The organism is Chryseobacterium lineare, from assembly GCF_977014045.1.
Window position 1 is genome coordinate 421,870 of record NZ_CDRNIQ010000001.1, and the last position, 26,847, is coordinate 448,716.

A 26,847-nucleotide genomic window follows, 5' to 3' on the forward strand; every position below is an offset into this window, starting at 1 on the left:
CGAAACAACTGAATATTTTTCTTGCGTACATTTGTATGGTCAAAGGGATCTTGTTCCTTTCTTATCAAAATGAAACTAATTAACTTTAAGTTTTTTCTTTTAAAAGTATCAGAAATTATCTTCACGATTTTTAATACTTCTCCTCCGGCACTTTCTTAATTTTTTTCGAAAGAATTATTTTTTAATTCGTACTCTGTTTTTCTTTTCTGAAAAAATAGAGCACCATCGATGTTTTCAAATTTAATCAAAACAAAAACAAATAAACAAACTATGGAATTAAGTTTTCATGGCTGGATGATTCCGGCCGTAATTGCACTGTTGTGCCTTATTTTTTACAAATTTATTTTAAGAATTTTCTTCGGGCTGGTTATTGTTCCACAGGATAGAATAGGATTGGTTACCAAGAAATTCGTATTGGTCGGTAAACAGGAACTTCCTGAAGGAAGAATTATTGCAACCAGCGGAGAAGCCGGTTTTCAGGCACAAACACTGGCTCCGGGAGTGTATTTTGGAAAATGGATCTGGCAATATTCTATTGATTTTCAGCCTTTCACTGTTATTCCGACCGGAAAAATAGGATTGCTTTTGGCCAAGGACGGTATAGAGCTGGAAACCGGGAGGATTTTAGGACGAAAAGTAGACTGTGATTCTTTTCAGGATGCGGAAGCTTTTTTGAAGAACGGAGGAAGAAAAGGTCGTCAAACCGCTATTATTGCTCCGGGATCCTATAGAATTAATACTTTATTGTTTGAAATTGAACTTACTGATATGACGCAGATTCCGGACAATGCGGTAGGAATTATCACTACTATGGAAGGAAGTCCTCTGGAAGAAGGCCAGATTGCAGGAAAAATCATCAAAGATCACAACAAATTTCAGGATGTAGATACATTTTTAAATAACGAAGGTTACAAAGGTCTTCAGGAGCAGGTGATTTTGGCCGGTTCATATTTCTTAAATCCATGGTTTACAAAAGTTGAAATGGTAAAAATGACGGAAATTCCTATCGGTCATGTTGGAGTGATTATCAGTTATGTTGGAGAAGAAGGACAGGATTTAAGTGGAGTTGATTTTAAGCACGGAAATATCGTAGAGAAAGGTCATAAAGGAGTTTGGGCAGAACCGATCGGTCCCGGGAAATACCCAATTAATCCTTACATTATGAAAGTAGAACTTGTTCCTACAACAAATTTAGTCTTAAACTGGGCTTACGAAAGAAGTGAATCCCATCAGCTCGATAAAAATCTTTCAACCATCACGGTGCGAAGTAAAGACGGTTTTCCTTTCAATCTTGATGTTTCACAAATTATTCATATTCCAACTTATGAAGCGCCGAAAGTAATTGCGCGTTTCGGGAACATGATTAATCTTGTAAGCCAGGTTTTGGAACCTACGATTGGGAATTATTTCAGAAACTCTGCACAGGACAGCGATGTGATTGCCTTTCTGGGAACACGTAAAGAGAGACAGCAGTCTGCAAAAGATCACATCAGCAACGTTTTGGAACAATATAATGTTAATGCAGTCGATACGCTGATTGGGGATATTGTTCCTCCTGAAAGTCTGATGAAAACTTTAACTGACAGAAAGCTGGCAGAAGAGCAGAAAATTACTTATGAAACTGAAATGCTCGCTCAGGAAACACGACAAGCATTAGAAAAAGAAACCGCCGTTGCTGATATGCAGAAGGAAATTGTAAAAGCAGATCAGGGTGTTGTAATCGCTGAAAGAATTGCTGATGCATCTGTAAAAAAAGCTACCGGAGATGCGAATTCTGTGAGACTGCAGGCAACTGCGGAAGGAGATAGATTAAAGCTTTTAGCAACCGGTGAAGCTGAAAAAACAAGACTTCTCGCAAAAGCTGAAGCAGAAAAAATTGAATTACTGGCAAAAGCAAGTGCAGAGCAAATCTCGCTGACAGGTAATGCTGAAGCTGAAAAAATTCTGGCTATCGGTAAATCCAACGCGGAATCTTATAAATTATCCGTGGAAGCGATGGGAGGAAATAATTTCACACAGTTAAAGATCATGGAAAATATTGCGAGTCAAAATGTGAGAATCATGCCTGAAGTTTTGATTGGCGGTAACGGAGATTCGGCAAATGGCGGAATCAGTGGACTTTTGGGATTGCAGCTTTTGGAACAGGTTCAGAAGAAAAACCAGGAAACAGCTACTGTGATTGCAGAAAAAAGCAATGATAAGTCTTAATTTTTTAACTGAAAGAAGATTTAAAAACTTTTAACCATCTATATATATCTTTTGTCAAAAGTTTCGGTACAAAAGAGAAAAGCTCCAATTTGGAGCTTTTTCGTTTTATGCGGTATAGCTGGCAAAAGCTTCTTCCAGGCTTCCGAATTTACCTTTGAACTCCCCAATCGGACAATCCTGAAGAATATTTCCCTTATGAATAAGGATGACGCGTGAGCAAAGTGCTTCTACTTCCTGCATGATATGGGTGGAAAGCAATACTGTTTTTTGCTGTCCAATTTCCTTTATTACATTTCTGATTTCGATAATCTGATTAGGATCCAGACCATTCGTTGGTTCATCCAGGATCAGCAGATCCGGTTGGTGGATGATAGCCTGGGCAAGCCCGACTCTTTGTTTGTACCCTTTGGAGAGCTGTCCTATTTTCTTTGATCTTTCAGGAGTTATCCCTACAAGTTCAATAACTTCATCTACTCTGGAAGCGGGAATTTTATGAATATCGGCAACAAAATGCAGATATTCCTTCACAAACATCTCAAGATAAAGCGGATTGTTTTCAGGAAGAAAGCCTATGTTTTTTTTGCTTTCTATTTCAGATTCAGTAATATTTTTATCGTTAAAAATTATTTCTCCTTCATCAATTTTCAGAGCTCCGACAATAGATTTCATCAGAGTAGATTTTCCGGCTCCGTTAGGGCCCAGAAGTCCGATGATTTCGTTTCTGTCGATGGAAATATTAATGTTGTTCAGTGCGGTCTGATCACCGAATTTTTTGGTTAAATTGTTTATCTGAAGAGACATAATTAGTAATGATCTTTTTTACAAAAATAAAAATAAAAAAGCTCATTATGATGAATGAGCCTGTTTAATCTTATTAAAATTGATTATTTCTTTGTTTTCCTGTCCTTACTGGTATTGGAAGCTCCTCCGTTGGTTGAGCCTGATGTTGAATTCATATTTGCTGGTGCAGGTTTTTCATACATTGCCGATTTTCCGTTTTGCCTGCCGAAAATCTTATCGATCTGTTTTTTGTTCAGAAACTGAGATTTACCGACGTATTTTTTATTCTTATTGATATATTGTATAAACTGAACGGTTGGCTGTCCGAAGTTTTTTTCGAAGTGAAGCTCAATAATATCATTAGGGAGTTCCAGGACAATATTGCTGGAAGGAGCATCAATGAAGCCATTTGTGATAAGCTCATAAAGTCCGGATACATCTTTATTAAGATTCTGGAAAGAAAAAGATCTGAATGTATTCAGATTAGCTGTGTTCAGATCCTGATAATTTATGGTAAATTTATCTTCTTTTTTATATAAACCTACGGAATTATCTTTACCAATTTCCACCACACTTTCGTTTTTCAGCACTTTAATCTGTGAGAAAGCCGAAATACCGAACAAACATGTAAATAGTAGAATTATTTTTCTCATAAGGTAATTTTTCTGTCTTATAATCTGGTACATCTATCAAAAATAAATAATAAAAAACAATTTTTATATTTCCTCCTAGCAAATGTAAAGAAAAAATTTAACATCTCTCGTTAAGTTTTAGCCTTATAGTTTATTCATTATATATTGATATATTTTAATATGTTGTAAACTAATACTTTATTTTAATTTCAAAAATATTCGCAATTAGAGATTGGTTCCGGATTTTTTCGTTTTACTGTTTCACATCATTAATTGAGAATTAACATATATTAATATGATATGAGTGAATATATATTAAATAAATGTTAACGATTTATTCGGCAAAAAGTGTATATATTTTTGATAAAAACTTGATGTAATATTTTAGAGTTATCTTGAATTGGTTAAAATTAAACTTAAAAAACTATCATTAATAGTTCAATTTTCGCTTTAAATAGAAATTAAATTTAAATTTTTTTTAAATATTATGTTTGGCATATTAAAAGCTTATAAATGGCTGATATGCAAGTTTATGGATACCATATTTTTTTATTTCAAATACGTTTTAAGTGACTCTTATCCTTCTGAAATACGGCTTTTAGATAGTTATGGTATAATAATTGAATAATGATGACCACGAGCTGAAACTCTAAAATTAAGGTGATTTTGTTTTATGCTTATATAAAACTCGAACCGCCTTTTTGTTAAGGAAACATTAAAAAATATCATATGAAATCAAAACTATCAATCTTGTCGTTGGCAATTGCATTACCCACATGCTTATTTGCACAAGATTCACTTCAGGTAGCAAACAATGTAGAATATCCTAATACTTTCTCGTCAGGATCTTCTAATGTACAACCATTCACTAATTCTTCAAAGAGATTTAATGATTGGTCGATTTCCTTCGGGGCAGGGGTTCCTTTAATGCAGTCTGCAGACCTTATTTCTATCAAAACAAATAAAGGGACTGGTAAAGATTTGTTTGGGTACTCAGCATATTTCAGTGTTGATAAAGCAATCACCCATGCATTTGGTTTAAAATTACAATATGACCGTGGTGAAACAAGACAGGGATATTTCAATACAAAAGATGCAGCGCCTGCAAATGCAGCGGCTAATATGCAGGTAGGAGCAAGGACTCAATACGATGCGATCTCTATTTTGGGTGATATCAACTTCTCAAATCTTTTAAGAAGAGTTGATAATAAATCTCCTTACAGATGGGCTTTACATGGGTATGCAGGTATAGGAACTCTGGCTTACAGAGCATATCAAAAGGATGAATTTGGACAAAGATTAATGACAGAGGTTAAACCATTCAAATTCAGTTCACTATTCGGACAAGCTGGAGCAGGTTTGAAATATAAAATCAGCAACCGCTTAGATCTTGAGGGAAGAGTAATGTATGTTGTAACTACTGATGATGCATTTGATGGTGGAGGTAGAAGCAACAGTGCAATTAACAGTAAAAATAATAAAAGCTCTGATAACTTCATCAACACAACTTTAGGTCTTACCGTAAATCTAGGGAAGCACGAGTCTCATCTGATGTGGCATGATCCTTTGCAGGAAATGTATTACAGAATGGATGTCTTAGAATCAAAGACAACTGATATTGTGGTTTGTAAAAACGGAGATGCCGACAACGATGGAGTTTGCGACGATTGGGACAGACAGCTTGATACTCCTGCAGGAGCAAGAGTTGACGGATCTGGTGTTGCTTTGGATGTAGATTTAGATGGAGTAATCGACCTTTACGACAAATGTGTAACAGTTCCTGGAAGCGTAGAAAATAACGGATGTCCAGACCAAACTCAGGGGCAGGGAGCTGTAGCAGAAACAGAAACTAAATTGGAAGGTATTGAGTTTGATCTTAATTCAGACAGAATTTTACCATCAAATACTCCGATCCTGAATAATGCAGTGAGCTATATCAATTCATCTGACGGTTCTTACACTGTGGTAGGTGCTACTGATACAAGAGGAACTGAAGCTTACAACAAAAGATTATCTGAGAAAAGAGCAAGCAATGTAAAAAATTATCTTATTCAGAACGGCGTTCAGTCTTCAAAATTGGATGCTCAGGGAAATGGGAAAACAGATCTGAAATACCCGGAATGTGATCCTGCTTCAAAATGTCCTGAATGGAAAAACAGAGCTAATAGAAGAGTATATTTTAAAGCAAAATAAATAAATAACTTCTAATTTCTGAGACTGTCATCATAATGGCAGTCTCTTTTTTTGTAACAATGAAAGTTAAAATGTTTAGATTCTATCAAATATCGTGTAAGTTTTAATACTTTGCAGTCTTGGTTTTTAAATGCTTATTACGAGCCGCTTTACTCATCTTTTTAAGACAATAGTCTTCCGGAATTCCTGATAAAGAAGAATATTCAGAAGCAATAATGGCGAGTACTTCTGTATCGCTTGTCAGTTTTGAAAGATTTTTGAGACGTTTTTTGGTTCCGATTTTGTCATGAAAATTCATTTTATCAAGATCCACGAGATAGATCTGATAGTCCCTTTTTATTCTTTTTATCAGGAAGTTTTCTGGAGAATTATCAACAAACTCTATCCCATTATTATGAAGTTCATGCATTAGGGAAGCATATTGTCTGATGATCTTTTCTCTGTCTACAAATGATTTGTCATCAAGAATATCAGTAAATACAGTTGAATTATCGATTTGCTCGCTGATATAAAAACAGGAAGTTAATCCTGTAAAATTGTATCTTTCAATATAAGCAACAGGTTTAGGAGTCCTGAAATTTTTACTGATCAGAAGCTGTGCATGTTCAAAAGACAATTTGGCTTTCGATTTACGGTAAAACTTATATGTGTGCCTGCTGAGAATATTCCGCTGCCTGAATAGTTTGAAATTTAATACCGCCCCATTTAGGTAGAAATATTTAACAATATTTCTGTTTTCATCTCCTATCAGAATTCCCTCATTATGAAATTTCTTTAAAGTAAAGATTATTTCTTCTTTATAGTAAGAAAGACCTTCGGCAAGAATCATTTTCATATGTATTGGTTTAAAGTTTAAAGATGGTCTGGTTGTATTAAATTTAGGTTTGAAAGATATATAGTGTGCTATTTTGTGATATATGCAAAGATAAATATTTATTAGGTTATTCATGTGAAATTATTTAACTATTTTTATGTGAAATTATTAACATATGATTAATGTATTTTATTTGGAACTAATCATCTTTGATAAAATTTACGAGATCATAAAAGATTATATTTGTTATAAATAAATTAAAATAACATGAAACTGAAATTGATAACCCTATTTCTAACGACAACTATTTTTTGTATAAATATTGGGGGACAGTCTTTAAATAAAGCAAAATCTACAATAGATAGTTTTATTGAAAAAAAAATGAATGAAGCAGGAATAGTAGGAATCGGAGCATCAATTATCATTGATAAAAAAGTTGCCTGGACAAATGCTTACGGATATGCCGACAGACAAACGAAAATACCATTTACCTCATCAACCATTATGAATATTGCTTCCATCAGTAAGACTTTTACAGGCGTATGTATGATGAAAGCGCTTGAAGAAGGAAAAGTTTCATTGGATGAGGATATTAATCATTACTTACCTTTCAAAATAAGTAATCCCAATTTTCCTGATGAAAAAATAACACTGAGACATTTGGCCACCCATACTTCCGGATTAGCAGACAGATACCCATTTTATACAGACAGCACCTATTACTATGCAGGGCGTAAACCGGAACCATTAGGGGATTTCTTGAAAAATTACTTTGTACCGGGCGGAAAACACTATTCAAAAGATAATTTCTTAAACGCAAAACCAGGAACAAACCGCGATTATTCTAATATCGGAGCCGGATTGGCAGGTTACATTATAGAGCTGAGAACCGGTCAAAAGCTTAATGATTATGCCAGAAAAAATATCTTTAAACCTTTAAAAATGCAAAATTCCGGCTGGGCTTTAAGTGAAATTGATAGTAAGAAACATTCTAAACTCTATGAGAAAAAGGGAGATAGTGTTGTACAAATCCAGCTCTATGAAGGAGTAACTTATCCTGATGGAGGTGTAAGAACTTCCGTACAGGAATTGTCTCATTTTTTTATTAGTCTCCTTCATGACGGTAAATATCAGAAAACAACAATTTTAAAGAAAGAAACCGTCGATGAAATGCTGCGTTTTGAATATACCGATACTAATAAACCTGTCAACGTCAATATATCTAAAATAAACCAGGGCATTTTTTGGTCTACTAAATTGGGGGCCACAAGAATCGGGCAAAATGGTTCTGATCCGGGTGTGAGAACTTTTATGCTCTCTGATCTGAATAAAGAAATTGCCGTAATTGTGTTTTTTAATACTTCCCTTACTGAAGAGGATGAAGGGAAATTCTTTGATATTTATGAGGAACTTTACAAATACGGAAAAGAATTAAAAATGAAACAGACAGCGGGCCATTAATTGGAAACTCTGCAGATAAAAAAGCATTACGGTTTCTAAAAGTTATATTCAGTGATAAGTGTTTAATTGATTGATATTTATAGTAAATAAAAACCGACATTGAAGACCAAGGTCTCAAATGTCGGTTTTATTCTAAAATAGTTTACATTAAATATTGTCTTAATAGATAAATAATTGGTTTAAATTTACTAATGAATAAACACAATTTCCGGTCATATATTCATTTCCTACGCATTCATATCTGTGATATTCTTATAATACAATAATACATTTTTAAGCTCTATCAGTGGCAGCTTACTTTCGCTGAGCGATGAAAATACTGCTATATCGATCTGGAACCAGGCCCCTTTGTTTATAGGATTATGCTGGCTATACCAAGTTTTAAGAGCATTGGAAAGACGGCAAACAAACGGATCGGATTCGCTGAAAGACGGCTGACATCCCCCGGCAGGAATCTCATAATCTGCAGGTATTTCAAATGTAAATGGTGCTGCCAGTAAAACGGGCAATTCGATGGCCGGCATCAGGTTGCCTGATGTGGCCAATAAAGGGTAATTCCATGATACGCTTAGTTTTATCAATTGCTCTGCCAGTTCATCATAAGTGAAGAAAGTGCTTAGGAAGTTGGCTAATTGCTGTGCGAGCGGCAGATTGATCCCTGCTTCATTATTAATTTTGGCAATATCAAAAGTATCGTCGCTGCTCAACAACGGAATCAGTTTATTAGAAAATCTTACCAGTGGTGTACGGTAAATAAAATCATTCACGGTCGGGTTGTACGGAACGAGGTCTTCGTTACGGATAACGGACAAACCGGCCCATGCATACTGGAACTGTAAGACATTCAGTGCATCTACGTTGACATTACGGGATGGGATATTAAAGGATTCCTCCCATGACAGATAGGTTTTATCTGCCGCCTGATACCAATACGAATTAGGAATTGGCTCACCATTCTTATCGGTGGCATTCACTTTTGTATAGTTATCAATAGTCACGTAAGGTGTCTGCGGCAATTCTGCTTCAAATACATCTTTATTTCCACGGTAAAGTGACAGATCATCGGAAGACATATCGGCTGCCGGAACAATGGTTATGAGCAGACGATTATTGAAATCGGTATCGTCTGTCTGCTGGATAATGAAATCATAAGCGCGTGCAGTACCATTGTCATTAGGGTTATTGAAAAGCATTCCGTTGAATTGGCTCCATGCAATAGCAAGATTATTCGTTAAGGTCACCATGGTCTGCAATGCATAGTAGGCATTGGTAAGATTAGGATCACTGCTGTCTGATTGAGCGGTAATCAGTTTTAAATAAAGGTTAAAATCATCGAGTACCTGCGGCCACACCGTCACAAACTGAGCCAGGTCACTGAACAGATCACGGCTAGGAGCTCCTAACATTCTTGCGGAAAGATTGGGCACCATATTGAACTCAATATCAGAGAATATTTTATCCTGTGCCGCCTGATCTTCGGTATAGGAATACATGAAATTCCATTCTGAGGCTTTTGCCAGCCGTGTTTTGGTAGTATCTCCTGATACAGCAACACCTTGGCCTGTCTGGGTAGTCAATGTAGGTGGAGTAGGATAATTTCGAAGTACTACCGGTATATCCACTATACCTAAGCTTTGTTGCAAAGAGGCCCCGACAGCTGTGTTGCTGTTATTGCTACTTACGTCGGCCGGTATAATGAAGGTCAGCCAGTTGGAACCCTGATACCCGTTGATACCTGAAACATCACTGATGTCGCATTCCACATGCGTTACTACATAAGTCATATCCAGATCCACACTGGTGAATTCTTTTGCATTTTTAGTGGTAAAACTGAACGTAAGGAAGGAATCATTATTGGTTGCATCTTTTTCGTTCAGCTGTATCTTGGAGGTGGAGATGCTGTATTCTTTTGTATCGCCGTCTGCTTTGTTATTGATCACCGGTGTGCCATACAGACGCGGTGGTGTTTTGTAGTTGCCGTCTGCCGTAAAATCTGATTCAGCTGTTACCTCAAATTGAACCAAGGCATTTACGGTATAGGCATTGCCTAATTGGTTGAGCAATTGCTGCTCAAATTTTTCCCTGGCATTGCCGAGACTTGTATTGTCACCTGTTTCAGATGAAACATACGGCGCTTTAAGTATAGGTTCAACTTCTGAAGCGATGGCTCCGGCGAGTGTGGTTTTAGCATTAGTGATAGCCTGTAAATAAGTTGTAGCATCAATACCCTGTGTTGCCAGCCATTCTTGTTCTTCCTCAGCGTTTAATTGATCCACGAGGAAAGCAGGTATGGCATAGTCTGCACTCAGGAATACATCAATGGCATTGAGAGACTGTGCTCCCCAGGTATCCATATCTATGCCGGTAAACGTTTGTACTTCTCCTTTGCTGCAATCCAGACCCTGGCCTGTGATATATTGGCATATAGGTACTCCGCTTTTGGAAACAAGACTTGTAGCCAATGGTTTAGGTGCATAGAATATGGCATTCAGCAGGCTGTAAGTATAGATGTTGATACGGTATTGGGTAAACTGTGTTTCATTCAGTTGTTGTTGCAATGCGGCATCAAACTCATCCCTGCTTTCATACAGAGTACCAACCAAAGTATTGATGGCTGTGGTAATGTCCGCAGGAACGCCGTCTGCTGTAAGCTGTGTAATGGATTCTGTAGTTAATTGATAAGTGCCTGCCTGATTAACCTGCCAGTAAATTCCCTGTCCGGATTTTAATCCCATCCGTAAAACGAACACTGCCTGGTTATTGACACCACCTGCGGTTGCAGCATTGGTACCAATGGCAATTTTAAGTTCATAGTTACCAGCACTTAAGAAAGCAGCTTCAAATAAGGCAGCAAATTCATTCAGACTATATTGCGGATCTGTGCCGTTCTCCACTGTTGTAGACATTGTTTTCGGTTTCACCTGAGTAAGGGCACGAGTTACCAGATCACTGTCTTTAAAATCGGTATTAACATATTGCAGGTCACGGTAAAAATCGAGATTGACGGTGAGCTGAAGAATAGAATGGGTGTCGATATCAGCGATATTGACAGGGCTGGTAAGAGGGTTCATGACAGGTGCTGTAGCCTCGTTACCCTGGCTGCGTGCTGATAGATAAGTATAAATGTCTTTTACAAACTGCAACATCTGGTTAAATTGCTCACCAGACAGATCGGTAGTTTTGCCCGGAGTAAGAGATGTGCTGAGGGTAATGGTTAAGGTATTCTTACCATCTATCGGATTTAATTGTGTTAACTGATAATATATGTTCGTATAGGTCAGCAGATCATTGGCGGCATTCTGTTTCCAGTCCTGCTGCTGGTCTGCCGGTACATCAGGCAGTTCATTATAACGCTGAATATTAAAGTTAAATTCTAACTTAAGTTCCGGTTGATTATTATTATCAAGATCAAATAAATAACTTAATTCCACACTTGGCCATTTACCCAACCCTTTCAGCTCGTCCACATAGCCGGTTTGTATCGGCGGATTGTTAACCGGTGTAGAAGGATCCAATTCAGGATCGCTGAATGGAGTTACTGTTACGTTACCATAATAATCTACCCAGTCAAAATGCACCTGTACCTGATGACCAATACCACGATACGGATTGTCATCTTCCTGCGGATACCCGGCCGGATAAGTCATAAATGAATTGGTTTTGGCAAATTTGGCAATAGGTACGACCTGGTTGTAATACCATATCAGATCATCCTGATCGTCGCTGTTGTCTGTTTTACCCAACACATCATCTTGCGTTTGTGGTTTGGCAGGGCCTGCAGGCAAGCCGACCACACTTTCGCTAAACCAGCTGTTTTCTACAATCTGATAGCTAAGAAGATTGTACATATTGTTGAGGTACACCTCAGCATAATCAGGATCAGTAATTTTAGGCTGATTGTTGGGATCAGGATTTGGATTGGTTCTGTTCAGATCGAAACCAGCAGTACCTTGTTGAACAGCCGTTACTTTATGCAAAATCTGATCGTTGATAGTAAGAGTGGTCGGAATCACAAAAATATTAACTACATCTCTTGCAGCCCAGGCCATGGTAGCCATATCTATAAAATAATAAGCTGCTATAGTTTCAAATGTGAACCCCGCTTTACCTTCCGTACTGATGGTATATTGCACCTGTGGCAATAGTACAAGCTGCCAAAGCGGCAGATTGTTCCAATCAGTGATGCCAGGATTGAGCTGCTGTATTGCTGCTGAATCAACATTATAGTAAGTAGCAATAGAGGTCAGAGTATTGCCAGGACCGTTAGCTCCAACTTCGCAAACTAATCCATCAAAACTGATTGTAGGAGCAGGATATTTTGCAGGATCATTTGCATTTGCCTTGGTATTGAGTGTTACATTTTTATTCAGATCCACCATTTCGGCAGGCAATATGTTGAAGCGGGCAGTTACAGTATCAATGGTATCATCGGGTGAGCTTACATAGTAGGATAACCCCTCCTGCATTTCACTTTGTGCATAGACCACACAAGAGTTGGCATCAATCTTATCACCGGTTATCGCACAGTTCATGTAATCTGTAGGCTTGTTATTGTACTGACTGCTATAGGTAACGAGCAGGCGTACATTGGCATTATCCCCTTTACCAAATATACTGGAAGGGAATCCTGTATTACTTTCCGTTTCATTATACATAAGGTAATAGCCTCCTGAACGGGTAATGCTGCACTCCCATAGCATACGTATGAAATCATAAATACTGTTCAGTATTCCTGTATTGGGTGCTTCTTCTGTTTCTTCCAATGCCATCATTCTCATGGCAGAAGTATCAGGATTTGTTTCTGTGGAAAGATTAGCCTGAACGATAAAGGTCTTCATATGTTCCATTCCTACGGATAGCAAACCGTCTGAGCCTTCATACAACCATTGTATATCAACTATTTTATCCAGATTATTGTTTGCAGATTTTGGATTTAATGCTAATAACAATCTCTGCAGAATATTAGCACCTGCTTCGCCTGCGCCTAACAGTTCATAACTGTAAGCATTGACAGGAGCTGTAGAATCGGTATCAAGAAGTTTGAGTTCAATATCTACCATGGTACTCCAGCCGTAATAAGATGACGGCCAGTAATCCATTACACCTTTGGCTGCATCATATTGACCTATCTGTATGCTGAATGCAGAACCTTCCTCTTTAGGCAGTGCCAGTTGGCTGAGCAGGCCTGAAGGGAATTGCCATATAAGTGGTGATACATTACTTTGACCGTCGGGAGAGCCGTAAGGTAAATTCAATGCTCCGGAAGTCTGCCACTGCGTGGTCGTCTGGAATGTATATTGTACAGGTTGCAGGTTAAAAGGCTGCATCGGTGCCAGCTCCAAAACATCCGGTTTTATACCTTTTGTCTGCGCATAAGTAAGCAGCGAGCTGATTTGGTTAATATCTTCAGGTGTTAGTTTGATATCCAATATATTACCACCTTCTTCCTGCATTGATTTTCCATTGAATTGAAGCCAGCCTAATGAATTGTTGATGAGCTGTATGGAGAAGTCGGCAGGTATCGTGGCAGGCAGCGCAAACTCCTGACCCGTTAGTGCATACAGGGCACAATTGTTTCCTGTACAAGGTGAATTTGCAGAAAGAGTAAGTCCCGGCAGATTGGTAGGCAGGCGCATACCATGTAACTGATAGCGTGATGCCATACCGGATAGCTGTCCGTAAGAGTTATTATCAGTAAAGTATTCCAAAATGCTGCCTACAGTTAAATATTGCAAGCCTGGAATATTGGCATTGGTGAATCCTTCGCCGTTGTAGAAGAAGTTATTTTGCTGCTGGTTGGCATAGTTGGTAGCCAATAAAGCTGCTGTAGTATTGTATTGCTGTGCCAATGCATCCAGCGTATCGGCATTTGCCGCATCGGTAAATACAGTAGTTGTGTGTATGAAAGGCTGTATCAGTACCTGACCAAGCGGTTGCACCTGTTGTGCCTGTACCTGAGCATTGCCTGCAAGATCCTGCGGTGTAACCGTAGTGCCTGCTAATACTGAAATAGCTGTTGCCATGCTGGTAAGCGTGTCACCCGGTACGATTACATACTTAATACTGTTATATTCAAAACTGTTTCCCGCAATGAAAAGGCCGGGAGTTATTTGGTTCTGCATCAGTAAGGCACTTACATCAAGATTGTTGTAGATGATGGTGCTGATGCTGTTAAAGGTATCTTCGTTTTTAGCCGTATAAATTGCCGCTCCAATAATTAGCCAGTTACCTGTTGTGAGGATTGCCGTATTTTGGAAATTACTATCAGCTGCGAGATCACTCAGTGTGGTCTTTAAGCCTGTAGCAACTGAATTAATGGTATCTGTAGGCTGTACATTATAGGTATTACCATCATAGATAAGTGTTTGCGGAGCCAACAAGCCAGGAACAGCTGCGTTCTCTGTAATGAGCATTGTAGCGGTGATGGCATATATAGCAGCTACTGAAGTAAAGGTATCACTGTCCAAAATGTTGTACATCACTCCTGTAATAGCTACCGGATTATTGCCATTAATCGGATGCGTTTGATTGGCTGTAGCAATATCCTGTATATTTACGTTGTTGCTGGTTCCATCTACGCTAATGCTGTTGGCCCAGGTTACCATGGCTGCTAAGCTATTGCCATTGCTGAGACGATAGGTGAAATTATCCATAGCATCGGATGCATAGCCTGCCAATTGCTTACCAAGCAGTACAAAATAGTCTTCAAATACAAAGGTCGACATACTCCATTGCTGAGGATCGGCCAAAGTCGCAAATCTTGCAGCAGAAGAAGTTTCTTCCTGTACTTTTACGGCAAGTTCATTAAACCATTCTTTTACGGCCGACAGGTATTCCTGTGAAGCCATATTATAATTATTAAATTGGATATCTAATCCTATATCCGGCACTTTTAATTCAAGGTCAAAAAACATCGGGAAGATGGCTGCTGCTGCAAGGTCTTCTTGTAAAACCTGTACGTTTAATGCCTGAAAACTGTTTTGCAGAAAACTAAGCAAATCATTGGTAGGAATAGGGAACGGATTTTCTTCGCTGGAAAGGAATGCAATCAATGCATCAAGGTCAGCTTTTGAAATACCTTCTGTTGCTACTTCTGCACGGGAAGATTGCGAAGGAATCTGGTCAATATAGTTCAATATCAGCCAACTGAAAAAAGCAGAGCATAAATATTCAAAAGAAGTGGTAGTTCCGTTATTATCACCTGACGGGTCGGGTGCATCAATGAATAAAGTAGCTACATATTGTGCAGACTGATCTCCCAGATTACCGTTTTCAGGTCCTGCCACGGTTAAATGCGGCACAAAATAAAGGTTCAATGTAGGGAGACTGTCTGAATCCGTTGTCATCAATACAGAACTGTAGTTTATTGGTATGTTTGGCGAACGGCGAATGACCATTACATCAGATGCGCTTTGCTCTGTGCCTTCAAATGAATCTATTGATGCAAAAGATGCAAAAGAAACAGGCTTGGCTCCCTCAAGTGGTGTTGCTTGTCGGGCGGGTGCAATCCGTACTGTTGCCGCCGGTGAAGATAGGCGAGCTGCAGCGTTTGGTGCCTGAAGATTATTGTTCCATGGTGCTTTGGCGGTCTGGTCTGTACCAATAGTAAGATCAAACCGTATTCTGGCGGTAAACGTAAAGTGAATGGTAATGGAAAAGATTCCTAAATTTAATTTAGCAGAAACCCTGACATCCACCGAAGCTACAATAGCCAACGGTATTTTGTTATAAGCTTCAAAGGTTGCCTGCGCATACACCATCACGGTAATATTTACACTTGCCGATATGATACCGAAATCTATAGAACCGTATAATTTGCCGATAATCCCAATGGTTCCTTGCAGATAATAGTAATAAGAGGTTTCTACCTGTTCTTTATTGCTTTCCTGCAAAGTGCCGCTGTAAGGATAATAGGCGGCTATTACACCCTCAATGACTCCAAACATCGTAACGCTGAAGCCGGCGCTGAGCAAACCGTAGTTCACACTGTATCCTACGCCTACCTGCAGGCCAATACCGAATACAATCACCGGGTTAAAATTCCCATAATTGGTTTTAGGTACTTTATTGGTAGTAGCACTGCTGAGTTTTCCGAAATAGATCCCTCCTGAACCCATTGCCGGGATACCCGGTGGCACAATGGCCTGTACGGTAAAGGAACGGGAAAAATCCATATTATAAGGAAAGCCAATGTCTACCGTAAAATCACCATTAGTATAAATTTCGACACCAATGGAAGGTAAAGTGATGTTGACTGCGCCAAACTGTAGGTAACGTAATGCATTAGGAAGCGTAAGATCCATTTGATAAACACCAATGGATTCGGAGATTTTTTTATACATGATCTCAAAATCAAGTCCTTCAAAGACTTTGGCTTTGCCACCTGCCATAGCGATGCGCAGACCATAGAGGTTAGGATCATTAAATACCACCTGCATATCCAGAGTCCATACAGGTTTGTCTTTGGTTCCTGCATTCAATATCCCGAAATTGGTGGCGATGAGCCAGTTGCTGTCTTCATTGAATCGAAGAAGTAGATTGCCTGAATCTGGACCTATAGGGATAGTACCAGGTACTGGTTCGGTAAAGGCTTCCTGCATTGCCTTTGTTACATCCTTGATAGAATTATACTGAGCAGGATTTACCAATTCTACGTGCTGACCCATTGCCAGCAGTCGCAAATCGAAATACTGGGTACCTTGTCCCGGAACCTCAGGCATTTTCTGAATGTCCTGTCCGCCACTTTCAGGTTTAAATAAATTACTCTCGTTGATAGAAGGCACAACGGAATTCCCATCAAATGTTATAAATACCCCTTTCTGATTTTTGGTAAGGTTAATCCCATTGATGTTAATGAATATAAGGTCTAATGTTTTAGGTAATTTGTAGGTAACCTTAATATCTTTTGTATCGAGGTTGTACGTAACCGAGAAGCCATCCAGGCTTATTTTGTTCAGTATATCCCACGGTGCATCGAGTTCAAATGTCGGGTTGAACAACATCTTCATAAAGGAAGTAATCAGTCCGCCCAATGTCCAGTTTTTAATGGAGAAAACAATCGTACGGCTTTGTTCGCTTACATTATACGTAGCGGTAAAGCCTTCCCAGGTGATTGCCAGCATTTGATTGTTTTCTGCGAAATTGTAGCTGATATAAACAGTCGCATTGAAATATTCTAATGTCACACTGCCCAGCACACCGCCAGAGTATTTGCCGGTACCCCCGGGAGTGGTAGAACTTTCATATTTGATGCGAAGGTCGGCTAGTATATTGATAGGCTGGTTAATAATCGGAAAGGTGAATTCCCACTGCAGACCTGTTTTTACCTCGTAAGTACTTGATTGATTACCACTAGGTATGATAGCAGTAGTAGAGAATTGTGTAATATTAAGGGTATCTGGTAAGAAGCTTGCAGGAAGGCTGATGGCTTCAAACATCTGTTTCATAAGATCGCCCAATCTGATAATCTGCCCGGGTAATGTTGATACACTAAGGTTCCATAAAGAATCATTATCAGTAGAGGTATAATCAACTTTAACATCCAGATAAAACTGCGCAAGCATAAAGGTTCCTGCAATATTGGCTGCAAATTTAGAAGGCCCTTTGCCATCCGCAGGCGCTGAGCTGCTGATTGTAAAGGTGGTGTTTTTAATAGCAATATTGGTAATGATATTCAATTCTATATCTGTGGTGGCTCCCAAGCGGTAGGTTTTGTTGGGAACGTCCATATAGAGGAAAAAATTAGAAAATGCCACACTGGCTATATCGGTAGGTATCTCTATGGCACCGTTTGTGATACCGGAAACCAAATCATTTAGTAATACAGATCCCTCATAATTTCCCCAGAACTGAAGCTGATTATTGATTTTAATATAAAAAAGTCCCGGTGTACCGTCAGCATTTTTAAATACAGTGGGGAAGAACTCAAATTCGCTTTCGAAGTAATACAGCGAGCCGTTTAGGCTACTCGGGTTATTAAGTGTCCATACAAAATTAAATTCATTGATGGTAAAATCTGAAAATAGTTGCCAGGTGCCTGTTGAACCAATAGTAGCACTTAGGCGCATAATACTCATGTCATTCAATGAAAGAGTAGTGGTAAATACCTTAAATGTAAATACCTGTAAAAACTGCTGTAAGGTGGGAGGAATGAATGCCAGATAGTTTTGTCCCGCCATGAGATTGATAAGGTTCATGGCAGTTAATGGTTTATCAGGAGATGAAGTAGTTGCAATCGTAAGTGTGCTGCTGTTTTTTGACCATATCGTTGAGAAGTCAAGTTGTATATCAGTACCTGCCGTTAATGACATGCCAAAATAGAGATTCGGTGTCTGTTCTATAGCAGGTTCATCATTTTCATCATTATTGTCTATATTTTCATCAGGTTCTTCTTTGCTGGGGTCTGTGTCACGAAGCTGTTTTACTTCATACTCATCAAAATCTTCAGTGGTTCCATCATCTTTTAAAGTTTCTACTACCAATCGCAAAAAAGGACTGCCTACCGTTAGAAAAGATAGAGGCTGCATTTTCCAGTCAATAATGCCTTTCCAGTCAAGATCCGGAAGTAAGATTACTTCATTATCTACTTCATTCAATGTAATGGGACCAAAAAAAGGTATTTTTGTACTGCTGCTCCAGCCCGGTGCTAAAAAAGAAATGATAGGTTGCAGATAACTGGTGAGGGTAAGATTAGAGGCAAAGTTTTGTCCTTCTTTTAAATGTATTTTTTGAGTATTCCACGAATAGTCTGCTGTATCTTCTGTAGCAAATACAAAATAAGGATCTGTATAAGGTAGAGTAGAGAAAGGATAGCCATTCATGTAAGGGAAGCTGGTGGTGAATTGCCAGTTAATCAGCTTTGTTTGCACCACAAATGAAATTGCAGTACCCTCTTCTGTGAAAACAGCTGTTACGGATGTATTGGCTTCAGTAATAGAAATTTTACCAATACTAATGGTACCGGTAATCGTGAGCGTATTACCTACGGGATCGGGAATGCTTTGTCCACTGGTATTTATTTGAAAATCAGCATTGTTTTCCAAACAAAAAGAGGCTGTAAGCAAAACATCCAGATCATCTTGTGGTAAAAAACCAGCATTTGTAAGAACTGTACTGTCAAGAGTAATATATCCATCTGACGAAGCTGCTTGCGTGCGAAAAATATCGGCTAACGTGGTAAGGCTCATAACTGAAATGGTATTAAATGTCAATAATTAATGCGAGGTGGTCACTGGTGCTTCTGATGCGGCGGTAATTGTACCACCCCTGAAACGTGTTTTTAATGCCGATATTGGGCGCTGCCACTCCATTAGGAACAGGCATACAGTAAGCATTGTTCAAGTACTGTGGATATGCCAATGCTCCTCCTGTACCTGCAGGTACGCCTACAGGTAAAGCGGGTAAGCCTATCCCTACGTATGGTGAGCCTGCTATTCTGTTGACAATTGTCATATTAGCAGCCGGCCCGCCTGCGTTATTAGGTGCAGGTGGATATCGGACAAAAATATTATCTATAGCATCATAACGGCCCAATATTTCGGGCTCGGTCATATATCCAAATGCCGGATATCCATCATCGTCGTAAGGGGTCGAATTGTCGGCAGGCTTTATATGGGTAATTCGATAAGCTTTATCTGGAAAATTGTTAGGTACCTGCTGTAATTGTTGCTGATACCCGAGTGCTGTGATAGGAGTATAGGCCACTGTAGGCAACATTACTCCACCGTAGTTCCAAAGCGGTACGTTGAAATCGCCTACGATCACATTGACCTGATTAGGAGCCAACGCTTGGTTCATTTCAAAAATATTAGCAATTTCGGCTGTGCCTGTGGCTGCAGGTCCGGCTTCTCGAAGCCCCGTTATGGGATTTGTCTGAAACTGATAAGGAGATGCATGAAATGACATTAACCGGATTTCCCGATGTGTTGAGCCATTTACTGCCACGGATGTGTCATAAAATGTTGTGAGAAAAGGCCTTCGGTTGCCGGCAGCAGGAAAATTCAATTGAGCATTCAGAGGATTTCCTCCTGTGTGATAATTCCACTGCCCGGCTACCTGATATTCAAATCTGCCAGGATTAATGGTGCTGTCATTAGGAATTGGCCGGTTGGGCAATGAATTATCCGGATCAGCAGGATTGGGAAGATTGCCGGGGCCCGGATTGGCATCAGGATTTTGTCTCCAAGTATAAGGCTGGTTATAAAAACGCATTTGATTGTCGGGAATGTCAGCTGCAGAACCTGCCGGTCCAAAGCCTCCGGGCCATCTCCAGGGACCGGTAAATATCAGATTGGCTGAATTGTAGAAAACGGCAATGCCTTCTGCCCGCCCCTGTGTGCCGGATACGAGAGGTGGTACCAGATACCAATTATTATTGCCGGTTCGCTGTCTGATCTCCATCATTAAATCATAACTTGATCTTTCGTCGATGACTTCTCCTTCCGGTAGACCATCCGTACCTGTTGTTACTTCTACAACGACCAGTATATCAGGTAAGTTTCGTATGATATTATCACATAAACAATCTAATCTGGTCGAAGCTGCGTCAATATCCGACATACCCCCCTGATTCAGTTTACGGCGCTTCGCCTTACGATATTGAGCGCAAAAAAAACGTTCATTTCCAAAATTATTAACGTTCCAATACATTATCCTTGTCATGGCAGCTTTTGTTTTTAATTTTACAGTTATTATATATCTTTATTGTAAGCAGCGTACCAGCCCAGACTTTTAGCCGTAGCACCCTGATTAGGATTACCAAACAATAAGAAATTGGTATTTCCTCCGGGTGGTAATTTTAATATACCCAGTAATTTCAAGGCAATATTAGATAGGGTAAGCAAGTAAGAGTTTTGGTCTGTTACGTATTGTAAACTCAGCTTATCAATGGATAGTTTTAATACACCCTGTATGCTCAGAAGTTTAGCGTTGCTGGAGGTGCCGGGCAGCTTAATACCTACAAAGGCGTTGTATCCTGGAGCGGCACTTTTAGAACCTGGACTCCATGCGATCAGGAGACTGGCGTTAAAACCTGCACTGCTGGCCAATTCGCCGGGTGAACCCATATTAAGTGTCATCTGCAAACCGTACCAATTGCCTGTAATTCCTGTTGCATTGATGCCGGGTAGAGCTAGTTTTAAATAGCCCTGACCAGATGGGGGCGAATCATCATTGCCACTCAACAGTTTATTGATCTGTAAGGCAAAATTGGGATAAAGGCTATTGGTCCTTGCATTACTTTGTGATGAATTGAAAGCAATTTGAGAGGCATCAAACCCAAATGTAGTAACAGATGGCGTATTAAGATTAAATGCCATATTTACATACAGATTGCTGTAATTAAGTCCTTGTTGTAACGGATCATTGTTCTTCGAGGCAATACCAAAAGAAAAAGCATCCAATGAATAGTCTGTATCTCCTTCGTTCACAGCCGGAGCTATCATGGTGCCGAAGTTGAGGTAGCCCCACATGGTAAATCTTGACTGTATATCTAATGCTGTGGGATCAGTAGTCAGCGTATTAAATTGTATCTTGGTGATCTCCACATTGGTCAGAAGATTACTGTCGAAGAAAAAAAGATTATCGTCTTTATTGTCGAAAACATATACTGGTGTGCCGTTATGATCCTGGTAAGTACCGTTCAGTACTACCGTATTTAAACTATTTGAACCGTACGGATTGTTTGTCCCGATTACTTCATCGGAGAACATATTATTCATAGTCAGCTGAATCTTGCTCGCAAAATCCTTGATCGCCGTATTTTCAAACAATACCTGAAGGAACAATACTTTAAAATCATAAGTAGCTCCTGCTACAGGCTGTACCGGCTTATTAGGATTCAACCCCTGTGAGATTTGCTGAGCATAAGCAGGATCAACATAATTGATTAATCCAAATAATGAACTGACCGGATCCATGGTAATGATATCGCTGGCATCTACACGATTCACCTCTATGCCAAAATGATGGGCGTAGAAATTCTTAAGATTAATACCGCTGATCAAACCTTTTAATTGCTGCGGAAATTCTTGTAAATCGATGGTTGCTTTCAAAGCAAGGATCCCGTTCCAGTTGGGATCATTGATGATCGTGTGAAACTTCTGATAATATTCCAGCTGCCCGGACGAAGGATCTGATAATGCAGTATTATACGCGTCCTCAGCCGATTGTAAATAGTCCTGAAGCCATGATGATACGGCAACCAGCTGATTGTAGGCAGTACCGGGATCAGTGTTGTCTTTATCAATATTAAATGCATTGGCCTGTGTCCATTCTTTCGGATTTTTTACCCTGTCGATGATGGTACCTTTACAAAATTTAAATATTAGAACATTGTTATAGTCGGCATAGGTGTTACTTGTACCTACGTTCAGATCGAACGGCCAGTCTTCGATGGACATTTTATTGTTGAACACAGATTCACTGCTGACACCGCCGCCAGGTGTATTCATTGTTGAAAACAAATTACCAAGATATTGGTTATTGGTTACCACCAGAAATTGCTGATTGGTGAGGAAGGCACTTTGCATTTGCGGCATCAGATTAATAAAGCTGAGCTGGTATTGCGGAGGTGTTGCCGGGATTTGTCCTTGCGGACTAAGGTATTCGGGCAAACCATTGTTTACGGTATTTTGCGCCAGATTCAGTAAACTCCAGCTACCGTCATTATTCACATTAGCTACCATACCCTGCGGTGTTGCAGAGGCTGTGTACTCCATAGCTCCTGTTTCTGTCATCACTCTCTTTGCCTGGCTTTTACTGGCACGTGGTGTAGTGAAGGCTGCTGAGATCAATGCTTTTCTTTCGGCACTTAATACCTTAGATTCAAAAGTATCGATACCTTCGGTGCTGGGCGGTGGTACAGGATTTACGCCAAGATAAGGCGCTATGGGTACAGCAAAACCACTGGCTTGTGGCATATCTACTGAGGGTTCGTAAAAACCCAGAAATCCTGTAATATTATTACCGGGAGAAGCTACACCATGATCTTTGGCAAATAAAGAAGCACCCTGTGGTTGCGAAGCATATTGTACATTGCCCGGTGTGGCGGTTACGATATTGGCCCAAGCCGTAAGATAAGTACTTTCAAGTATGGGATTATCCGTACCGGGATTGGCCAGGGAAACTTCCTGTCCTGGGAAATTGGCAGCGAAGGCAGCCTGTTTTGATGTAAATCGTATAGTATCACCGGTGATCGTTCCTGCGTTATTTTTATAAGGGGTAAATGTAATTATTTCTGTGCCGGAAAGTCCGGGAAGTAAACTGTATTGTCCGTTTTCATCGGCAAAGGCAGCCTGTGAGGCGCCGGGATCCATGTAAAAATCACCTTCAGGCGAAAGGTAGTATGGCTTGATCCCTGCAGCATCCTGCGGCGATATGACAAAGCGTGCGCTGTTGTATTCCGGAAATAAATTGTTCACCGGTGCTCCGGAATCCACCATATTTACCAAAGGCCATAAAGTAAGAGGATAGCCGGTATTGATGGCATAGTAACTAGGCAGTGATGCTGCTCTTGTCTGGCCGGTAATAACATTGTAGATCTGACCGGTAATGGCAAAATAGGTATTCAGTCCGTCACTATTTGCTATATCAAGCAGGTCGATTTCTGTCTGGGTAAGGAGAAAATCATTGGTATTACCTATTTGCAGTATAGGATAGGCAAAATAAGAAGGTGCCGTGCTGTCGCCGTAATAGTAATTATTTTGCAAACCATATCCTTTAAAGTCAAGCTTCATGTTCAGGCCCAGTGAAAAACGAAAAGACCCAGTACCCGGGCCGCTGAAAGGAATCGTAATATCGCTGGTGAACATAGAATTGGTACCAAACACTTTATTGGCAAAACTCATGTTGGGATTTCCGGGTGTCCAGATAAGCCGTAAAGCATCTGGAGTTACGTCCGGCTGCAGTGTCATTGTAGTATTATTCTGGATGGTAAGCGTTGCAAAACCATTTCCAATAGTAACGTTAAACGTCTGTCCTACCACAAAAGGTTTGTTGGTACCGTATTGGGCAAAGTTCAGGACGGTCGTATTTTTAGAAGAAGGGGTGTCATCTGGATTGCTCAGCCATGCTGTTGTAAGGTTGGCAGTTACATTCTGACGGAATGTGAGAAGATAAGGCCGATAATTATCAATAAAAGTCTTTGGATCAGCAGGAGCTGTTTTGGCAAACAGAAAATAGACCTGTTGCTGTACCGCAACCTGAAGGCTGATGTCTGGGTCGGTATAAGATGACCCGTCCGGAAGCAATAAAGCGGTCCAATGTTGCCCTGTTTGATTGTGTATATAAAGCGCAGGGTTTCCGGAATTTTCATTGCTGAATATAGTTTCTGTTTCGGATTGTACCATAAGAATAATATTTTTTATCTGAATAGGATAAATGTGAATTCTTAACCAGGGCAGAATAGCATAACGACAATCACAACATTCAACAGTGACAGATTTAATACTGTAATTGTTTTTCCGGCAAAGTTGCCTACAGCAATTGCCTGTTGACCTGGTTTTAGATAATGTATACCATTGAACGTTACCGGGCTATCCAGCTGGATAGTACTGGTATCGGGTGCACCGGTTAGTACGATCGTAGCTATATTTGCCTGACTGTTATTGGTAACCGAGCAGATACAATCACTCCCATTGTTGGTCTGTTTTTCTGCAAATTCAAAACGGGAAAGCCAAACAGTGTCTGCTTTAGACCTGACCATACCCTGAGCCATTGCCAGGGTATGACCAAGAATAAATAATAAGAGGATTTGTAAGCGTAGTTTACTGCTACGATTGGCTGGTCTGGCACTGAATAGCTGCCTCAGCATCATTTTGAGCATTGGTAATATTGGTGATCGTAACTGTTGTTCCGAGAAAATCACCTGTGGCAATAAGTACCATTGATGGCGAGTTAGGCGGCAACGTCCAAATACCGTCAACGCTTGAAACCATAGCACCGTTCACCTGTACGATAAGACCACTTGCAGGAGCACCTGTAATAGCTACTGTGAGATTATTAGCAAGGCTTGCATTAGCGATGTTAAGAGTTGAGGAAGTACCATTTGCTGTTTTCCAGGTACAATATTGACCTGATTTAATACTTGCACTTCCACTTTGATTGATTACTGGATTTTGTGACATAATTATTAGTTTTAAGGTTAAAAAAAATTTAAATTATTTATTATTTCAAAAAAAACTTAATTGTTAAGATCATATTACAATCGGGCTTTTCAAAATTGCCGTTGTTGATATAATAGAAGTTTCATTAAAGAACATTTCAAAGTAACGTAAATAAAATATTACACTATTAAGTGAAAATACTTAAATTTCATATTAGGTATTTATACTTAGTTGATTATAAGTGTATTAAAATTGGGTAATAGTGAAAAAACATGCTTTGCAGCAGTGAATATGAACGGTAATATGTTTTGAAATAATGAAAAATTAACGAAATTTATTTCCAATTTAAAAATTAACCGTTAATACAAACAAGGTTACAAGAAGGGCCGGTATCATAATGACAGTACCCAGCTTAAGAAAATCCCAGGCAGTCATGTCGTATCCGTTTCTTCTGAGTTCTTTAAGCCAAAGGATAGTTGCCAGAGATCCGGTGATTGATAGATTTGGGCCAAGATCAACTCCGATAAGGACGCCGCTTCTGACCGTTTCCGGTAAATGAATATCTGAAATTGTGGTTCCGGCAATAAGCCCGGCCGGTAAATTATTGATGAGATTACTTCCAAATGCAATGATAAGACTCGCCGACCATGTCGTGGTTCCGGCTGAAGCATTGGCTGCTTCTGAAAGTTTTTGAGATAAAATATTGATGAGTCCTGTTTGCTGCACTGCCTCCACAAGGATAAACAGGCCGGCAACCAACGGAATGACAGACCAGGAGATATGGCGCATAAATGTTACAGGGTTTTTTCTGCCGGCTATAGAAATAAAAAACGCTGTACCCACCCCCGTGATAGCGGTCGGAAGTCCGAGATCCCAGTGTTGAAACGAGGCCAGCAACAATACCAGGGTCGTAAATATGATTCCTGCCAAGGCCATTTTTCCTCCTGTATTTAAGATATGTTCTGCATTATCTGCTACTACCGGAACATTCAGAAACTTTTTCTGAGTCATGAAAAGCATAAGGAATGTTATGGCGACAGAACATAATGAGGGTAAAAGATAAGTATTCAACCATATGGTTAAAGAAGGCATATCAGATCCATAGATAACCAGGTTGGCAGGGTTGGAGATGGGCAATACAAAGGATGCTGCATTTGCTATAAAAGCGCAGATGAGTAGGTAGGGCAGCGGATTTTTAACTTTTGCTCTTGCTACCGCTGCTGCAACTGCCGGCGTAAGGACCACAGCTGTAGCATCATTAGACATAAAAACTGTTACGAAAATCCCTATCAGATAAATTAATACAAAAAGCCTGATAGAAGATCCTGCAGCAAGTCTGATGGCATGCGAGGCCAGCCAGTCAAATAAGCCTTCTCTGCGGGCAGATTCGGCAAGGGCCATCATCCCTGTCAGGAAAAGATATACATCCATCCCTTTATTGATGCCTATCCATGCATCCTGAAAAGATATCAGTCTGAAAACTAATAAAATCACTGCGCCGCCGACAGCCCACACGGCTTCCTGTATTTTATATGGTCTGATGATTACTCCGGCAGTAGCCATTACAGTAATCAGGAAAATAAAAAAATCAGCACTCATTTTGGGTTCAGTATGAAAATTTTATCGGATGTTAGCTGGTACATATTTTTTAATCATG

General features: G+C 39.7%; 12 protein-coding genes. 3 read left to right on the top strand and 9 right to left on the bottom strand.

All coding sequences use genetic code 11. The features are described 5' to 3' along the window. Positions 1–270 precede the first annotated feature (270 nt). Positions 271–2,208, top strand: a complete 1,938-nt coding sequence (locus tag ACWNCI_RS01875; protein WP_449386958.1) for an SPFH domain-containing protein — start codon at positions 271–273, stop codon at positions 2,206–2,208. 105 nt (positions 2,209–2,313) lie between these two features. Here the strand turns inward: ACWNCI_RS01875 and ACWNCI_RS01880 are convergent, their stop codons facing one another. Beyond that, positions 2,314–3,009 (bottom strand): ABC transporter ATP-binding protein, encoded by a 696-nt coding sequence (locus tag ACWNCI_RS01880; protein WP_449386959.1) that lies wholly within the window; start codon positions 3,007–3,009, stop codon positions 2,314–2,316. Between the two features lie 83 nt (positions 3,010–3,092). Next, complete coding sequence (locus ACWNCI_RS01885) at positions 3,093–3,641, bottom strand: hypothetical protein (RefSeq protein WP_449386960.1); 549 nt, start codon at positions 3,639–3,641, stop codon at positions 3,093–3,095. Positions 3,642–4,349: 708 nt separating this feature from the next. Here ACWNCI_RS01885 and ACWNCI_RS01890 point away from each other — a divergent pair. After that, complete coding sequence (locus ACWNCI_RS01890) at positions 4,350–5,813, top strand: OmpA family protein (RefSeq protein WP_449386961.1); 1,464 nt, start codon at positions 4,350–4,352, stop codon at positions 5,811–5,813. 103 nt (positions 5,814–5,916) lie between these two features. Here ACWNCI_RS01890 and ACWNCI_RS01895 read toward each other — a convergent pair whose 3' ends face one another. Beyond that, positions 5,917–6,648, bottom strand: a complete 732-nt coding sequence (locus ACWNCI_RS01895; RefSeq protein ID WP_449386962.1) for a lipopolysaccharide kinase InaA family protein — start codon at positions 6,646–6,648, stop codon at positions 5,917–5,919. A gap of 246 nt (positions 6,649–6,894) precedes the next feature. Between ACWNCI_RS01895 and ACWNCI_RS01900 the strand changes: the two genes are divergently transcribed. Further along, a complete protein-coding gene (locus ACWNCI_RS01900) occupies positions 6,895–8,088 on the top strand; it encodes a serine hydrolase domain-containing protein (protein WP_449386963.1) in 1,194 nt (397 codons plus the stop codon). 227 nt (positions 8,089–8,315) lie between these two features. On the opposite strand, the gene ACWNCI_RS01905 is transcribed toward ACWNCI_RS01900, so the two are convergent. The 6 genes from ACWNCI_RS01905 to ACWNCI_RS01930 form a co-directional block, all read right to left on the bottom strand. Further along, positions 8,316–19,274, bottom strand: a complete 10,959-nt coding sequence (locus ACWNCI_RS01905; protein WP_449386964.1) for a LysM peptidoglycan-binding domain-containing protein — start codon at positions 19,272–19,274, stop codon at positions 8,316–8,318. Positions 19,275–19,287: 13 nt separating this feature from the next. Beyond that, positions 19,288–20,646 carry a hypothetical protein gene (locus ACWNCI_RS01910; RefSeq protein ID WP_346985785.1) on the bottom strand — a complete coding sequence of 453 codons (1,359 nt, stop codon included), beginning with the start codon at positions 20,644–20,646 and terminating at the stop codon, positions 19,288–19,290. Positions 20,647–20,777: 131 nt separating this feature from the next. After that, positions 20,778–24,434 carry a hypothetical protein gene (locus tag ACWNCI_RS01915; RefSeq protein ID WP_449386965.1) on the bottom strand — a complete coding sequence of 1,219 codons (3,657 nt, stop codon included), beginning with the start codon at positions 24,432–24,434 and terminating at the stop codon, positions 20,778–20,780. Between the two features lie 41 nt (positions 24,435–24,475). Then, entirely contained in the window at positions 24,476–24,898 is a 423-nt protein-coding gene (locus tag ACWNCI_RS01920; protein WP_449386966.1) for a hypothetical protein, read from the bottom strand. Further along, the gene (locus ACWNCI_RS01925; RefSeq protein WP_346985782.1) at positions 24,858–25,211 is read right to left on the bottom strand and encodes a hypothetical protein; all 354 of its coding nucleotides are present in this window, start codon (positions 25,209–25,211) and stop codon (positions 24,858–24,860) included. The genes ACWNCI_RS01920 and ACWNCI_RS01925 overlap by 41 nt, the downstream gene beginning before the upstream one ends. 324 nt (positions 25,212–25,535) lie before the next feature. Continuing rightward, on the bottom strand, positions 25,536–26,789 hold the full coding sequence (locus ACWNCI_RS01930) for an arsenic transporter (RefSeq protein WP_449386967.1): 1,254 nt from the start codon (positions 26,787–26,789) through the stop codon (positions 25,536–25,538). Between the last annotated feature and the right edge of the window lie 58 nt (positions 26,790–26,847).

Coding starts and splice junctions, on each gene's coding strand:
- ACWNCI_RS01875 (WP_449386958.1), top strand. CDS start 271: ATGGAATTAAGTTTTCATGGCTGGATGATTCCGGCCGTAATTGCACTG.
- ACWNCI_RS01880 (WP_449386959.1), bottom strand. CDS start 3,009: ATGTCTCTTCAGATAAACAATTTAACCAAAAAATTCGGTGATCAGACC.
- ACWNCI_RS01885 (WP_449386960.1), bottom strand. CDS start 3,641: ATGAGAAAAATAATTCTACTATTTACATGTTTGTTCGGTATTTCGGCT.
- ACWNCI_RS01890 (WP_449386961.1), top strand. CDS start 4,350: ATGAAATCAAAACTATCAATCTTGTCGTTGGCAATTGCATTACCCACA.
- ACWNCI_RS01895 (WP_449386962.1), bottom strand. CDS start 6,648: ATGAAAATGATTCTTGCCGAAGGTCTTTCTTACTATAAAGAAGAAATA.
- ACWNCI_RS01900 (WP_449386963.1), top strand. CDS start 6,895: ATGAAACTGAAATTGATAACCCTATTTCTAACGACAACTATTTTTTGT.
- ACWNCI_RS01905 (WP_449386964.1), bottom strand. CDS start 19,274: ATGAGCCTTACCACGTTAGCCGATATTTTTCGCACGCAAGCAGCTTCG.
- ACWNCI_RS01910 (WP_346985785.1), bottom strand. CDS start 20,646: ATGTCGGATATTGACGCAGCTTCGACCAGATTAGATTGTTTATGTGAT.
- ACWNCI_RS01915 (WP_449386965.1), bottom strand. CDS start 24,434: ATGGTACAATCCGAAACAGAAACTATATTCAGCAATGAAAATTCCGGA.
- ACWNCI_RS01920 (WP_449386966.1), bottom strand. CDS start 24,898: ATGCTGAGGCAGCTATTCAGTGCCAGACCAGCCAATCGTAGCAGTAAA.
- ACWNCI_RS01925 (WP_346985782.1), bottom strand. CDS start 25,211: ATGTCACAAAATCCAGTAATCAATCAAAGTGGAAGTGCAAGTATTAAA.
- ACWNCI_RS01930 (WP_449386967.1), bottom strand. CDS start 26,789: ATGAGTGCTGATTTTTTTATTTTCCTGATTACTGTAATGGCTACTGCC.